This window comes from Burkholderia pyrrocinia (assembly GCF_022809715.1).
Taxonomy (GTDB): domain Bacteria; phylum Pseudomonadota; class Gammaproteobacteria; order Burkholderiales; family Burkholderiaceae; genus Burkholderia; species Burkholderia pyrrocinia_C.
This window is the reverse complement of sequence record NZ_CP094460.1, coordinates 2963333-2976119: the sequence shown is the minus strand read 5'-3', so window position 1 is coordinate 2976119 and position 12787 is coordinate 2963333. Positions and strand designations below refer to the sequence as shown.

The following is a 12787-nucleotide window of genomic DNA, read 5'->3' as shown; positions in this document are numbered from 1 at the left end:
TGCGCGCAGCGCGTCTGTGTCAGCCTGTGACAGGCTGTATCAGCCCGCGACACCGGTGATCAGCAGCAGGTTCGTGCCGGTGATGACGACGAACAGCGCCCACGCGGCAACCTGCATCCCGCGGCCGATCGTGTGCTCGCCCATCACGTTGCGATCGCTGACCGACCGAATCAGCGGCCACATCGCGAACGGCAGCTGCAGGCTCAGCAGCACCTGGCTCCAGACGAGCAGTTTCCCGACCGACCCGTCGCCGAGCCACAGCACGCCGATCAGCGCCGGCACGAGCGCGAGCCCGCGCGTGATCAGCCGGCGCTGGTAGCACGGGATCTTCGTGTGCAGGAAGCCGTCCATGATCACCTGGCCGGCGATCGTGCCGGTCAGCGTCGAGCTTTGCCCCGACGCGAGCAGCGCGATGCCGAACAGCAGCGCGGCCGCGCCGCCCGCGATCGGCGTAATCAGCTTGTAGGCCTGCTCGATGTCGGTCACGTTGTGCTGGCCCGTCGCATGGAACGCCGCCCCCGCGACGATCAGGATCGCTGCATTGACGAGCATCGCGACGAACAGCGACACGCAGGTATCGATGCGCACCAGCGCGAGCGTGTCGCGGACCACGCCGCGCGTGCCGCCGACGACATGCCGCGTCTGCACGACCGACGAATGCAGGTACAGGTTGTGCGGCATGATCGTCGCGCCGACGATGCCGAGCGCGAGCACGATCGCATCCTTGCGGTCGTGGCCCGGATCGCCGGGCACGAGCCCGCCGACCACCGCGTGCCAGTCGGGCGGCGTGATCGCGACCTGCGCGACGAAGCAGAACGCCATCGTCGCGATCAGCCCGAGCACGATCGCCTCGATCTGCCGGAACCCCTTGCCCTGCAGGCCGAGCACGATCATCGTGTCGAGCGCGGTCAGCACGATCCCCCACGCGAGCGGCACACCGAGCAGCAGCTTGAACGCAAGCGCGCAGCCGAGGACTTCCGCGATGTCGCACGCGATGATCGACACTTCGGCGGTGACCCACTGCACGATGCGGCCAAACCGGCCGTAGCGGTCGTAGCTGGCCTGCGCGAGATCCCTGCCCGCGACGAGGCCGAGCCGCGCCGCGAGCATCTGCAGGAAGATCGCCGCGAGGCTCGAGAACGCGACGACCCACAGCAGCGAATAGCCGAACTGCGAGCCGGCCTGGATGTCGGTCGCCCAGTTGCCGGGATCCATGTAACCGATCGCGACGAGCAGGCCGGGGCCGAAAAAGCGCTTGAGCTTCTGCCAGCGTGGCGCGCCGGCGTCGATCGTGATGCTGCCCTTTACTTCCGACGGGCAGAAAGGGGCGGTGGCGGTAGTGGGGAGGAAGGGCATGTAAACCGGGAATCGAGATCGCGACAGGACGATTCTACGGGTATCCGCCCCGTTTTCTCCCGCGCGTCGGCGCGCGCGCCGCAATTCGCCCCTCCGCCCTCGCAAAACTCGGCTGCAGGTCGGTCGTCCGCATCGCGCGACGCGGCATCGTGGCCAAGGATCTTTTCCCGCTCGGCGACGCGAAATTCGGTCGGCGACATCAGCAGGCGCTGACGAAACAGCTTCGCGAGCCGCTCGCCGCTGCCGAACCCCGTGCGGCGCGCGACCTTGTCGGCCGGCAGCGTCGTATGGATCAGCATGTGGCACGCGCGCTCGAGCCGCACCTGCTGGACGAACGCGGTCGGCGTCACGCCGATCTCCTTCTTGAAGCGCCGCAGGAAATTGCGCTCGCTCATCGCGGCGGCCTGTGCGGCGTTCGCGATCGAGATGCGGTTCACGCTCAGCGCGCGCAGCCGCTGCGCCGACATCCGGATCGACGGGCTCGCGCTCAGTTCGCGAAACGCCCACATCGACTGTGCATAGCGCTGCTCGACCGGCCGCAGCATGTTGCTGGCGATCTCCTGCGCGGCACTGTCGCCGAGATCGGCGCGGAACATGTCGAGCGCGGCCGCGAACACGTCGGTCTCGCCGGCCTGCAGTTCGACCGTCGCGTCGGCGCGGCGCCCGGCTTTGCCGGGCGACACGTGGATCGCCGCCGACGGCCGCTGCGTGGCCGCGAGCGCGGGCAGGTCCATCGCATCGACGATCCAGCGCGCGTGCCGGCGAATGTCGGTCAGGCGCCGCTGCAACGCGTCGTTCCAGTTGACGGCCGCGCGATCGCCGTGAAGATGAAAGAACGCGAGCGCACGACGGCCGTGCTCGTCGCCGAGCGGATCGGCCGCGATGCTCACGCCGGACGACGACTGCAACAGTCCCCCGCTTTCGGATACGTACTTCAACTGGTAATCCGCACTGAACGCATGCAGGCGATTCGCCAGGTTGAAAGCCTCGGCGAGACGCGCGGCCTGGGCCAACGAAAACCCCGTACTCAAATAGATAACGACCCACCTCTGATCTGCTGCATTCACTGGCCAAGCCCCCGACTTGTTTCGACTTCTTCTAATACCGTCGAACTGTCAGGCTTATATTTGGTTTGAATGCGTGCGACAGGACGGCTATCCCGAAATATGAAGCGACGGCATCTTAGCCGAACGGGTAGCGCCTTTGGCGCGAAATGGCCGACGTGGACAGCATGATGGCGGATTACTACAGGCTGTCGCGAACTGATCGTATGCCAACACGGCATCGAGCCTGTCGATGAAGCCGATCATTGCGCCGTCATGCGTCACGATGCGCGCGTTTCGCTGCATTGCGCATCGGACGAAGCTGCGGTTGCATACCGGCCAGAACGGCCCCGACATGCATCGAACGTCATCGATCGCCGCACACGAAAGCCCGCGCATCCGTTGCCTGCGCATCCTTTAGAATCGATCCACCGTTCACCACGCCGCCTGCGCCCCGTGCCCGCCGATCACCGTCTCGACCTGAACCTGTTTCGCGTGCTCGACGCCGTTTACGTGCACGGCGGCATCGGCGCGGCCGCCCGCGCGCTGCATCTCACGCAGCCCGCGGTCACGCACGCGCTCAACCGGCTGCGCGCGCATTTCGACGATCCGCTGTTCGTGCGCCAGGGCAACCGCGTCGTGCCGACCGAGCGCACACGGTCGATCATCGCGGACGTGCAGTTGCACTTGAAGGGCCTGCAAGGCACCGTGCGCGATCCGTCGGCATTCGATCCCGCAACGCTCGACCTGAGCATCGCGGTCGGCATTCGCGACGTGCTCGAATCGATCGCGCTGCCGCGGATCGTCGCCGCGTTCGCCGACGAAGCGCCGGGCCTGCGGCTCGTGAGCCGTCGCATCGCGGTGCCCGACATCGAGCGCGAACTCGCATCGGGCAATCTCGATCTCGCGGTCGAGCGTCGCGTGCAGACGGGCCCGCGCATCGCCACCGAGCACCTGCTCGACGATTCGCTCGTCGTCGCACTGCGCCGCGATCATCCGCTCGCGCGCGACCCGCTGCGGCGCGGCGACTATTTCGCGGCGCGGCATATCGCGGTGTCGTCGTTCGGCGAACCGCAATCGCTCGACGTATTGCTCGGCAGCGACGGGCGCTTCCGCGATATCCGGCTCACCTGCCAGCACTATTTCGCCGCATGCCAGATCGCCGCGACCGGCGACCTGCTGGTCACGCTGCCGCACACCTATGCGCTGCGGATGGCCGCGCTGCTGCCGATCGTCGTGCGGCCGCTGCCGCTGCGGCTCAGGCCGTTCCCGCTGCTCGCGTACTGGCACGAATCGCGCGACACCGATCGCGCGCACCAGTGGGTGCGCGAACGCATCGCCGCGCTCGTGCGCAGCAGCGCGGGCGTCGCCGACGCATAACACGCTGCGGACGCCGTTACGAGCGAAACGGTATGCTGACGGGTTCGCGCCGCCATGCGTCGCCCGCTTCCTTTTTCCCGCTTACCGGAGACTTGCCATGTCGCTCATCCATGCCGCCGCCGTCCTCGATGCCGACGCGCCCGATTACGTCGTCCAGCTGCAGGCCGGCACGCATGCGCTGACCGGTGACGAAGCGCCGCGCGAAGGCGGCCAGGATCGCGGGCCGGCACCGTACGAGTTCGTGCTTGCCGGTCTCGCGCAATGCACGGCCGCGACGCTCCGCATGTACATGCAGCGCAAGTCGTGGCCGGCCGCGCGCATCGACGTGCGCACCGAGCTGCATGCCGATCGCGAAGGCGTGCAATACGTGCGCCGCGTCGTGACGCTCGACGGTCCGCTCGACGACGCGCAACGCCAGCGCCTCGCCGAGATCTGCGAGAAGACGCCCGTGACGCAGTTCATCAAGCGCGGTACGCGAATCGAGACGACGTTGAAGTGACGTGCGCGGCGAGCGGCACGCGGCACACCATCGACGCCTGACAAACAAAACGGGCGGGCCGCGCACGATGCGCAGCCCGCCCGTCCATCGATACGACCAGGCGCTTACAGTCCGAGCGCGGACAGGTCCAGCTTGCCGTCCTTCATCGGCGGGCACCAGAAATACGCGCCCGTCAGCGGCCGCGTGAAGCGGAACAGGCCGTCGACGATCCCGTCGTCCGCGCCGCTCATGCGGCGCATCTGCACGTCGAACGCGCGGAACGAGCAGCCGAACGCAACGAAGTAGAGGCCCGCGCGGCGCGCGTCCGACCACGGCGACGAACGGCGCAGCATGAACGCCTCCGGCTCGAAGCTTTCCTGCGCGGTGCGCTTCACGTGCGCGAACTCGGGCGCGTCGTCGAGTTCCTCGTTGTCCGAGCGGCGGCGCCCGATGATGTTGTCCATGTCGCCCGACGGAATGCGCTCCATCTGGTCGAAGTCGTGCAGCCACTGCTGGACCGCGACGAAGCTCGAACCGTCGAGCCCCGCACCCTGCCCCGCCACGATCGCCGCGTCGAGCGCGTCGTCGCCGGTCGGGTTCTCGGTGCCGTCCTCGTAGCCGGACAGGTCGCGATCGTTCGAATAGCGGAAGCCGTCGACGGCGTCCTGCAGCGCGAACGCCGGCGCCAGAGCGCGCTCGATCGCCCGCGCACGCAGCACGATCTCGCCGCGATCGTCGGCGCGCAGCCAGACCCACACGTCGGCCGGCGTCGCCGGCAGCGTGCGGTCCTTCACCGCGAACGCCGGATAGTCGGTCAGGCCCGGAACCGGGCGCCCGAGGTGCGCCGGCAGCGCCTGTCCGAAACCGACGACCGTGTCGCGCCCGTCGACGATCTCGCGCAGCGCGGCCAGTGCCGCCGCCACATTGCCGTCATTCGAAATCGTGAAAGTGAGGTATCGGGCCGCCGTGTCGATCGGAGCCAGGATGCCTTGCTGAACGTCGCTCATCGTTTCCTCAGGAGTGTATCGGGGGGTAAATCTTCGAGGGCCGCATCGGCTGGCCGCTCGTTGTGTCGGGTCGCGCCGGGACGCACGCACCGTCGCGTGCCGCGGACGCCGAAGTGTAATCGATGCGCCCGCCGGCCCTTGCGCCGCCGCTTCGCGGAAAGCCCCGCAAAAGAAGGGCCGAAACCCTGAATACTAACCGTATCGACGCCGCAACGCCGCATTCGTCAGACGTTGCAGCGTGCAGAACACTGCTGATAGAATCTTTACACGTCTTTTCGGCGTCCTTTCAACCGTTCACTTCAGGGAGGTGCAGATGTTCCGAATGCCAGCAACCTTCCCGAACGTGGTCCCACGGCGCAGCTGATCCAGCCCGCCGTCCGCGCCGGCTCCCGAGTTTTTCGCTAACCCGTCAGCCGCGCTTTTCCCGACAGCCCGTTTCGTTCCGCCCGCGTTTTCCACGCGGCTCCGGCTGTTGCGTTTTCGACGTTCTCCGAACCGGAAAGTCCCGTCGCGCGATGCGCCGGGCAATGATAAATGACCAGAAAAACCTCCCATCTGGGCGGCCACGCATTCAAGGCCGTCTTCGGCTTCACCATCCGCTACTGGCGCAAGCAGCCGGCGCGCATCGCCACGGTCGCGACCTTCGCGCTGCTCGCCGCGCTCGCCGACGTGCTCACGCCGCTGTTCGCCGGCCGCCTCGTCGACGCGCTGTCGACCGGCCTGACCGACCGCGCCGCCGCATGGCATTCGGCGATCGTCGCGTTCGGCACGCTCGCCGCGCTCGGCATCGGCGCGACGGTGCTGCGGCAAGGCGTCTACCTGAACATCATCACGCTCACGCTGAAGATGATGAGCGAGATCGCCGCCGCATCGTTCCACCGCGTGCAGCGCTTCTCGACCGACTGGCACGCGAACAGCTTCGCGGGTTCGACCGTGCGCAAGATCACGCGCGGCATCTGGGCGCTCGACCTGCTGAACGACACCGTGCTGATCGCGCTGCTGCCGTCGGTCGCGATGCTGGTCGGCGCAACCGTGCTGCTCGGCACGCACTGGCCCGTGATGGGGCTTGTCGTCGGCGCGGGCTCGCTGCTGTACATCGCGGTGACGGTCGCCGTGTCGCTCGGCGTCGTCGCGCCGGCCGCGCGGCTCGGCAACCTGTGGGATACGCGCATGGGCGGCGCGCTCGCCGACGCGGTGAGCTGCAACGCGGTCGTCAAGGCGTTCGGCGCGGAGACGCGCGAGGAAGCGCGGCTCGCGCGCGTGATCGGCAAGTGGCGGCAGCGCACGCGCCGCACGTGGGTGCGCGGCACATTCAACGGCGGGCTGCAGGGCGCGATGCTCGTCGCGATGCAGGCCGCGATGATCGGCGTCGCGCTGCGGCTGTGGGCGAACGATGAGGCGAGCGTCGGCGACATCGCGTTCGCGCTGACGATGTTCTTCATGCTGCAGGGTTACCTGCGCGACGTCGGCATGCACATCCGCAACCTGCAGCGCTCGGTGAACGACATGGAAGAACTCGTCGCGCTCGAACGCCAGCCGCTCGGCATCGACGATCGCCCCGGCGCGCCGGCCATCCGGATCGGGCAAGGCGAGATCCGCTTCGAGCACGTGACGTTCCGCTACGGCAACCATCCGGTGCCGCTGTACGACGATTTCTCGATGCGGATCGCGCCCGGCGAGCGCGTGGGCCTCGTCGGCCACTCGGGGTCGGGCAAGACGACGTTCATCAAGCTGATCCAGCGCCTGTACGACGTATCGGGCGGCCGCATCACGATCGACGGGCAGGACATCGCGCGCGTGCAGCAGGATTCGCTGCGCAGCCAGATCGCAATCGTCCAGCAGGAGCCCGTGCTGTTCCACCGCACGCTCGCGGAGAACATCGCGTATGCGCGCCCCGACGCGAGCCGCGCGGACATCGAGCACGCCGCGCGGCTCGCCAGCGCGCACGATTTCATCGCCACGCTGCCGGACGGTTATGACACGCTCGTCGGCGAACGCGGGATCAAGCTGTCGGGCGGCGAGCGCCAGCGCGTCGCGATCGCGCGCGCGTTCCTCGCCGATGCGCCGATCCTGATCCTCGACGAAGCGACGTCGAGCCTCGACAGCGAAAGCGAGCTGCTGATCCAGCAGGCGATGGAGCGGCTGATGGTCGGCCGCACGACGCTCGTCGTCGCGCACCGGCTGTCGACCGTACGTGCGCTCGACCGGCTGCTCGTGCTCGATCGCGGCAAGGTGATCGAGGAAGGCAACCACGACGCGCTGATCCGCATCGACGGCGGCATCTACCGCCGGCTATTCGAGCGGCAGGCGCTGGAGCTCGCGAAGGGGTTGATCGATTCGCCCCGGCGCACGGCGGATGATGATGCCGGGCCGCTGGGCGAGCCGGCGGAGGCTTGACGCAAGCGTGTCGCGATGCGGCCCGGCGGTGGGATCATCACCGCCGGGCCGTGTTGACCCGACCGGATTCGGATCGAGGCCGTGCCGACGCACGGCCTTTTTCGATGATTCACGACCTTCCGGGGTCGCGGCAGCGACTGGCGGCATTCGGCCGGGAAGATGGATTCAACCGGGCGGCACAAATGGCCGACAATTCGATGGAAATGATGAACGCACAGAGGTGAACGATGCTATGTCCGCATGAGATTCATATCGAATCGGCCCGGCTTTCGATCAGGCCGTTCTCTTCCAACGACGCCGATGCGGCGTTTCAGTGCATCACGCCATCGCTTACTCGCTTTATGGCTTGGGAACCCCCGGCCGACAGGGAGAGCTTCGATCGCGTCTGGCAGACTTGGCTACCTGCAATAGTCGAAGGCTCGGACTACGTGTTCGCGATTCGTCAACGCGATAGTGGAGCGTTCCTGGGCTTGGTGGGGTTTCATCACGTCAACGATGTCAGCCCGGAATTAGGCGTTTGGATCCGCGAAGATCGGCATTACGAAGGTATCGGACGCGAGGCGGTCAGACTCGTCGTGGAATGGGCATGTCTTACGCTCGGCACTCAGTGCTTTACCTATCCCGTTGCCGAAGAAAACTACCCGAGCCGACGTATCGCCGAGTCTCTCGGCGGAACTGTAACAGGCCGTCGCGAGACTCCGAAATACCAGTCGGTCATTTACCAAATCCCGCCTCGATTGATACGCGAAAACACCAGAAATGCATAGTCGATCCACCATACGCGGTCGACTATGTTCGCGGCGATGCTGCCATGTGAAGCCGCTTCAAGAAAATTTGTCCGCCTCTCACGGGCCGCACAGCGACATCCATTGAAATCGGCGAAGAACCTTTGATCGACGGCAGGATTTCACGGATGTCGCTTGCCGTTCCGAAGCCGCCCCCTCGCGACGACGCCTCTCCCCGGATCACTTATCATGTCGACCAGGAAATTTGCGACGAGGGTTCGACCATGTTTACAGGCATTGTGCAGGGCGTTGGCGTCATCAAGGCCATCAAGGATCACGGGGAGCTGAGAACCTTCAGCATCGAATTCCCCGAGCGGTTTACCGACGACATCGAGATCGGCGCCAGCGTCTCGGTCGACGGCGTGTGCCTGACGGTGACGACCATCCATTCGCCGGAGCTGATCGACTTCGACGTGATGCTGCCGAGCCTGAAGATCACCACGCTGGCCGACCTGGCGACTGGCGCGCGGATCAACGTGGAGCGGGCCGCGAAGGACGGCGCGGAGATCGGCGGGCATCCGCTGTCCGGCCATGTCGACTTCCCGGGGACCATCCTGCACATCGCGTCGTCCGAGCACAACCGGATGATTCGCATCGGCGTGCCTGCCGAATTCAAACGATATGTGTTCGCGAAGGGCTATATCGCGATCAACGGCTGCAGCCTCACCGTTTCGGACGTCAATCGAGACGAAGGCTGGTTTGAAATCTGGCTGATTCCTGAAACGCGACGCGCGACGACCTTCGATGCGAAGGGCGTCAACGACAAGGTCAACATCGAGATCGAGCGCAGCACGCAGGTCGTCGTGGATACGATCCGGGAATCGGTCAAGGAAACGCTAGGCGAATTGACCGGCATCGTCACGACGCTGCTGGCGGAAAAAGGCGTCGATATCGAGGAACTGCTGGCGCGCAATGTCGCGCGACTGCCGAAGAAGTAACGTAAGCCGGCGTGCCAGGTGATCCGCTGGATCACCGAGTACCGGCTTCCGTCGGCAAACACCTCGACCCACGGTTCCGATTCCTCGAACGTCCAGCGTACGAGATCGAAGCCGAACGGTTCGTCCCCGTCGTCGTCGGGCCAGCACATGTTCCACCCGCCCGCGACGGCGACCACCCCGCCCGGGTAGAGCGGGCATTGCGCCATCCATTCACGCTCGTAGTCGTGCGCTGCGACGCCATTGAAGTTGCTGTTGAATCCCCAGTCGCGCTGCCAGCCGTGTGCGCTCAGGTATTCATCGAGCGAGGCAGAGCCGAAGCGGAACAACGCTTCGATCGGCGGGAGAGACGTTGCATCGGATCGGCACAGCGGGCCTTCGGAGCGGACGGGTTCAACGGAAGTCTCCACGCGACCTGATTGACCGTCCTCGTCGAGAGATACGTTCAACCATGTGCCGTCGCGCTCGAAGGACATGCACAACGCGCCCGCGTCGACGCCATGCCAGTATCCGGTGACGGGTTCTCCGCCATCCGCGAAACGGTATTGACGGCATGGCCTGGCGAGGCGATTCGCTTCGGTCAGAAAGTCGTCCAGTGTCATCGAATGTCTCTCACCCGGTTTCCGGCACCTTGTATACCGCATCGGCGCACGGTCGACGGGAATGAATGGCGGCCCTGTTCAATCGTATGCGCCCCCGGCACACGGCATCGGCCCGCCAGGCGAGCATCAACCGACGGCGCGCTCCATCACGATCGCCGCCCCAGTAAAGCCGGCGCTTGCTTTGCGATACAACTCGACAAATCCCTCTCGGCGCCAGAATGCCAGTGCGCGTGTATTGGTCTCGATGACGGCAATGCGCATGACGGAACAGCCCCACTCCGTCGCCATCGCCTCGAGCAAACGGAGGACTTGCGGCCCGTGCGACTGGCCTTGAGCCGTTTCGACCAGCAGCAAGAGCCCGATAAATGCCGTGCGCGCCTCAGGATAGCCGCGCACAAAATCCACGCAACCGATCGCGCCGGCTTGCGAGCGAATCTCGAATACAAATTTGTCGGCAGCGGATTTCGCGGGCGGCAGCGCCTCGAACATCTCCTGCGCCGCGGACGACGACGGCAACGCCCCTGATACCGTCACGCCGTATGCCGGCGCAGCCTCAAGGATGTGCTGCAGCGCAGCGACATCTGCTGCGTCGCAAGCCTCCAGTTGTCGAAGAACGTATTCCGTCATTTGAGGGTAGATCACCATCAATCCCCGGATTGCGGGCAGCCGTGATGCATCCAGCGACTGCGCGTAAGCGAATGCGAACGACATTCAATCGACGGCAAGGACGCCACGATAAAGCGTTCGATATCGGCCGCAATGTGTTCGAGTGCGCCGCTGCTCGCAAACCGCCTGCAGCTCAAGTGCATGAACTCAGGAAATCGATCTCGTATTTTTCGCATCTCGCTTGCCTCATCGGCGTTCAGATACGGCCTCGACATTTGACGGTCCACAATCAGTTTCGCGCAGCTTTCAAGATCGAACGCAGGTAACAGGAGTGCCGTGAGCATGTCCTCCTCGATACACCGACGAACTGCCGGATAGGTCGGCGTGACATCCTCCGGATACAGCATGAAACCGGACGAAACCGCGCAAATCGCGGGCGCTGAAATACCGCGTTTGAGTTGCTCGTATAGGTGGACGTTGCGTGCTGCGTATTCGACATATCCGTGGTTCCGGATGAAGTCGGCGATGTTCCCGTGCGACGCCAGGAAGCATTGATCCACATCGAGAAACCGCCAGTTCAAGCGATCTGCAATGATTGCCCCAACGGTTGTTTTGCCGGCGCCTCCCGGCCCGATGAGATGAGCAAGCAACGACACGTTCAACCTCCGACATCGCATGGTTCAAGTTTCCGGAAGATTCGCGACGAATCTACTTTCCACGCCCGCCTCACTCCCCCTCGGCCTGCGCTCCCTTCCCCACCGCCACGCGCTGCGCGCGATAAATCCCCGCGTGCCCCGAAAACAGATACGCGACGACGCACGCGACGATCGCATACACGCCGATATCCGCGCCGAACAGTTCGATCGCCATGATCGTCGACGCGATCGGCGTGTTGGCCGCGCCCGCGAACACCGCGACGAAACCGAGCCCCGCGAGCACGGGCACCGGCAGCGCCAGCACCTGGCCGAGCGCGTTGCCGAGCGTCGCGCCGATGTAGAACAGCGGCGTCACCTCGCCGCCCTTGAACCCCGACGCCAGCGTGACGACGGTGAACGCGAACTTGCCCGCGAAATCGTAGAGCGGCAGCGGGCCGTGAAACGCGGCCTCGATCGTCGGAATGCCGAGGCCGAGATACTGCGGCACGTTCAGCACGGTGGCCGCCGCCGCGACCAGCAGACCGCCGAGCACCGGCTGCAGCGGCGCATAGCAGATTACGCGCCGGAACCACGCGGTCAGCGCATGCGTCGCAAACGCGAACAGCCGGCCGACGACGCCGAACGCGATGCCCGCGACGACCGTCACGGCCAGCCCCGTCGCCGACACGGCCGGCACGAACGGAATCGCATAGGCCGTGTGATGCACGCCCCACGCGCGGCACACGACGTCCGCGACGATCGCCGACGCGACGCAGGTCAGCAGCGCGTCGTACCGCACGCGCCCGATCGCGAGCACCTCGAGCCCGAACACGGCGCCCGCGAGCGGCGTGCCGAACACCGACGCGAAACCGGCCGCGATGCCGCCCATCAGCAGCACGCGGCGATGCTCGCGATCGAGGCGGAACACCTGCGTGACGCGATCGGCGAGCGCGCCGCCCATCTGCACGGCGGTACCCTCGCGGCCGGCCGAGCCGCCGAACAGGTGCGTGACGACGGTCGCGACGAGCACGAGCGGCGCCATCCGCTTCGGCACGAGCGCCTTCGGGTCGTGGATCTCGTCGATCAGCAGGTTGTTGCCGCGCGCGACCGACTGGCCGAAACGATGATAGATCCACCCGGTCGCGAAACCGGCGGCCGGCAGCCCCACAGCAGCCACGGATGCGTCATGCGCGTGCCGGTCGCCCAGTCGAGCGCGATCAGGAACAGCGCGGAAGCCGTGCCGGCCAGCGCGCCGAGCAGGGCCGAAAGCGCGAGCCAGCGGCACACGTAGCGCACGGTCGCGAGCAGGTCGGCAGAAGTCGTGAAAAACATGATTTCCAGATTCGACAGAACATCAAAACCTGGGCGGCAGAATACCGCATGGACGGCCTGCGACCTCCTGACAACCCAGGAACACGCAGGCATCATCAGCCGGGCAAACCGGCGGTTGAGGGCCGCGCCGCGCGCAACGCGCCGCAACGACCGCAGGGAGGCATGCCATCTCCGCAGGCCGCAATTGTACGCGACGCCGCGCATCGCACGCAATGCAGCGCCGGCGCACCG

10 protein-coding genes, 1 pseudogene and 1 riboswitch are annotated in these 12787 nt (G+C 65.9%); of the genes and pseudogenes, 5 read left to right on the top strand and 6 right to left on the bottom strand.

Features of this window, described 5'->3' with window-relative positions:
- Positions 1-39: 39 nt before the first annotated feature.
- Positions 40-1356 (bottom strand): Nramp family divalent metal transporter, encoded by a 1317-nt coding sequence (locus tag MRS60_RS30270; protein ID WP_034185137.1) that lies wholly within the window; start codon positions 1354-1356, stop codon positions 40-42.
- The gene (locus tag MRS60_RS30265; RefSeq protein WP_175746390.1) at positions 1305-2369 is read right to left on the bottom strand and encodes a helix-turn-helix domain-containing protein; all 1065 of its coding nucleotides are present in this window, start codon (positions 2367-2369) and stop codon (positions 1305-1307) included. Before MRS60_RS30265 ends, MRS60_RS30270 begins: the two co-directional genes overlap by 52 nt.
- A 486-nt stretch (positions 2370-2855) precedes the next feature.
- Here MRS60_RS30265 and MRS60_RS30260 point away from each other — a divergent pair, with 486 nt between their 5' ends.
- Positions 2856-3779 carry a LysR family transcriptional regulator gene (locus tag MRS60_RS30260; protein WP_034185135.1) on the top strand — a complete coding sequence of 308 codons (924 nt, stop codon included), beginning with the start codon at positions 2856-2858 and terminating at the stop codon, positions 3777-3779.
- 97 nt (positions 3780-3876) lie between these two features.
- A complete protein-coding gene (locus tag MRS60_RS30255; protein WP_034185134.1) occupies positions 3877-4278 on the top strand; it encodes an OsmC family protein in 402 nt (133 codons plus the stop codon).
- A 104-nt stretch (positions 4279-4382) separates the two neighbouring features.
- Here MRS60_RS30255 and MRS60_RS30250 read toward each other — a convergent pair whose 3' ends face one another.
- Entirely contained in the window at positions 4383-5264 is an 882-nt protein-coding gene (locus MRS60_RS30250; protein ID WP_243566226.1) for a Dyp-type peroxidase, read from the bottom strand.
- A 534-nt stretch (positions 5265-5798) separates the two neighbouring features.
- Between MRS60_RS30250 and MRS60_RS30245 the strand changes: the two genes are divergently transcribed.
- The 3 genes from MRS60_RS30245 to MRS60_RS30235 all read left to right on the top strand — a co-directional run bounded on the left by MRS60_RS30245 (position 5799) and on the right by MRS60_RS30235 (position 9384).
- On the top strand, positions 5799-7661 hold the full coding sequence (locus MRS60_RS30245; RefSeq protein ID WP_243566224.1) for an ABC transporter ATP-binding protein: 1863 nt from the start codon (positions 5799-5801) through the stop codon (positions 7659-7661).
- Between the two features lie 227 nt (positions 7662-7888).
- Positions 7889-8428 carry a GNAT family N-acetyltransferase gene (locus MRS60_RS30240; protein ID WP_105392316.1) on the top strand — a complete coding sequence of 180 codons (540 nt, stop codon included), beginning with the start codon at positions 7889-7891 and terminating at the stop codon, positions 8426-8428.
- Between the two features lie 242 nt (positions 8429-8670).
- Entirely contained in the window at positions 8671-9384 is a 714-nt protein-coding gene (locus MRS60_RS30235; protein WP_034185131.1) for a riboflavin synthase, read from the top strand.
- Positions 9385-10109: 725 nt separating this feature from the next.
- On the opposite strand, the gene MRS60_RS30230 is transcribed toward MRS60_RS30235, so the two are convergent.
- The 3 genes and pseudogenes from MRS60_RS30230 to MRS60_RS30220 form a co-directional block, all read right to left on the bottom strand.
- On the bottom strand, positions 10110-10628 hold the full coding sequence (locus MRS60_RS30230) for a GNAT family N-acetyltransferase (RefSeq protein ID WP_243566847.1): 519 nt from the start codon (positions 10626-10628) through the stop codon (positions 10110-10112).
- Positions 10628-11245, bottom strand: coding sequence for a shikimate kinase (locus MRS60_RS30225; RefSeq protein ID WP_243566222.1), 618 nt, complete (start codon positions 11243-11245; stop codon positions 10628-10630). The genes MRS60_RS30230 and MRS60_RS30225 overlap by 1 nt, the downstream gene beginning before the upstream one ends.
- A 70-nt stretch (positions 11246-11315) precedes the next feature.
- A pseudogene (locus MRS60_RS30220) lies at positions 11316-12556 on the bottom strand (voltage-gated chloride channel family protein).
- A gap of 79 nt (positions 12557-12635) precedes the next feature.
- Positions 12636-12738: riboswitch (Fluoride riboswitch) on the bottom strand.
- Between the last annotated feature and the right edge of the window lie 49 nt (positions 12739-12787).

Coding starts and splice junctions, on each gene's coding strand:
- MRS60_RS30240 (WP_105392316.1), top strand. CDS start 7,889: ATGCTATGTCCGCATGAGATTCATATCGAATCGGCCCGGCTTTCGATC.
- MRS60_RS30270 (WP_034185137.1), bottom strand. CDS start 1,356: ATGCCCTTCCTCCCCACTACCGCCACCGCCCCTTTCTGCCCGTCGGAA.
- MRS60_RS30235 (WP_034185131.1), top strand. CDS start 8,671: ATGTTTACAGGCATTGTGCAGGGCGTTGGCGTCATCAAGGCCATCAAG.
- MRS60_RS30250 (WP_243566226.1), bottom strand. CDS start 5,264: ATGAGCGACGTTCAGCAAGGCATCCTGGCTCCGATCGACACGGCGGCC.
- MRS60_RS30245 (WP_243566224.1), top strand. CDS start 5,799: ATGACCAGAAAAACCTCCCATCTGGGCGGCCACGCATTCAAGGCCGTC.
- MRS60_RS30255 (WP_034185134.1), top strand. CDS start 3,877: ATGTCGCTCATCCATGCCGCCGCCGTCCTCGATGCCGACGCGCCCGAT.
- MRS60_RS30230 (WP_243566847.1), bottom strand. CDS start 10,628: ATGGTGATCTACCCTCAAATGACGGAATACGTTCTTCGACAACTGGAG.